At 77.1% G+C, this 1,431-nt stretch carries 3 protein-coding genes; 2 read left to right on the plus strand and 1 reads right to left on the minus strand.

All coding sequences use genetic code 11. From position 1 onward, the window contains the following. The coding region (locus EBM89_RS20670) for an MBL fold metallo-hydrolase (RefSeq protein ID WP_147463659.1) at positions 1-290 on the minus strand (290 nt) is incomplete at its 3' end. Positions 291-439: 149 nt separating this feature from the next. Here EBM89_RS20670 and EBM89_RS20675 point away from each other — a divergent pair. Next, positions 440-1,216, plus strand: a complete 777-nt coding sequence (locus EBM89_RS20675; protein WP_122151420.1) for a peptidylprolyl isomerase — start codon at positions 440-442, stop codon at positions 1,214-1,216. Continuing rightward, the coding region (locus tag EBM89_RS20680; protein ID WP_199732231.1) for a hypothetical protein at positions 1,213-1,431 on the plus strand (219 nt) is incomplete at its 3' end. The genes EBM89_RS20675 and EBM89_RS20680, both read left to right, overlap by 4 nt.

Below are 1,431 nucleotides of genomic sequence, written 5' to 3' on the forward strand. Positions count from 1 at the left end.
GCCGCCTCGCCGAGCGTGCCCCACGGGTCCGCCAGGCGGTGCGCGTCCGCCGCGTGCAGGCGCAGCGGCGCCCCCGCCGCGCCGGCCACTGCCGCCGCGTCCCACACGTGGTCGGCGTGCCCGTGCGTCGCCAGCACCCCCACCACGCGCAGGTCGTGCTCCGCGACCAGCCCCGCCACCGCGGGCGCCACGCCCGCACCCGGGTCCACCACGACGCACGTCCCGTCGTCCGCCACCACCAGCCAGCAGGTCGCCGCGAACACGGGGGCGGTCACTCCGAGGATGCGCACCCGGCCACGCTAGCGGCGCGCGTGCCCGCGGTCCGACCGAGGGGGCCGCCGACCTGCCTAGACTGGTCGCTGGCGCGGGAGCCCGCGCGCCCCGCGCACGTGCGCGCGGACGCGCCCGCTCCCGCCACCGACCGAGACGAGGAGTGTGCGTGGCGTCCAGCAAGCGCGAGCGTGAGTACGAGCGCCGCCGGTACGAGAAGTGGCAGCACCGCCTGGCCGAGAAGCAGGCACGCCGCCGGCGGACCCAGCTCGTCGCCGCCGGGGTCGTCGGCGTCCTCGTCGTCGGCATCGGCGTCAGCGCCGCGCTCCTGCTCGGCGGCGACGACCAGCAGCCCGCCGACGCCGCCACCACGCCCGCCACCGAGACCACCGGCGGGGAGGCGCGGACGGGCAACGGCGGCGTCGTCCCCGACCCGTCGGCCGCCGAGGGCCGCGCCTGGACCGGCTCGATCACCACCAGCGCCGGGGACATCGGCATCGAGCTCGAGGGCGACGTGGCCCCGCAGGCCGTCGCCTCCTTCGTCACCCTGGCGCAGGAGGGGTACTTCGACGGCACCGACTGCCACCGGCTCGTCACCAGCGGCATCTACGTGCTGCAGTGCGGCGACCCCACCGGGACCGGCACCGGCGGCCCCGGCTACAGCTTCGGCCCCGTCGAGAACGCCCCGGCGGACGACGTCTACCCCGCCGGCACCATCGCCATGGCCCGCCAGGGCGGCGACGGCGAGTCGATGGGCAGCCAGTTCTTCCTGGTCTACGAGGACTCGACCATCCCCTCGGACCAGGCAGGCGGATACACCGTGTTCGGCCGCATCACGTCGGGCCTCGACGTCGTGCAGGCAGTCGCTGACGCGGGCGTGAGCGGAGGTGCCTCCGACGGCACCCCCACCACCCCCGTCACCATCGAGGGAGTGGAGACCCAGTGACCGAGACGCCCGACGAGCAGCAGCGCTCGCACGACGAGGACCAGGCGACCACCGCCGCGCCCGCTCCCGAGGCGACCGCGACCGAGGACGCGGCCACCACCCCCGAGGGCACCGAGACCACGGCCGCCGAGGCCGCACCCGCCGCCGAGTCGGCCGCTGCCGAGGAGCCGGCCGTCGAGGCCGCGCCCGAGGCGGGCGACACGCCCGCCGAGGAC

Origin of the sequence: Cellulomonas triticagri (assembly GCF_003696205.1) — a bacterium.
Lineage (GTDB): Bacteria > Actinomycetota > Actinomycetes > Actinomycetales > Cellulomonadaceae > Cellulomonas > Cellulomonas triticagri.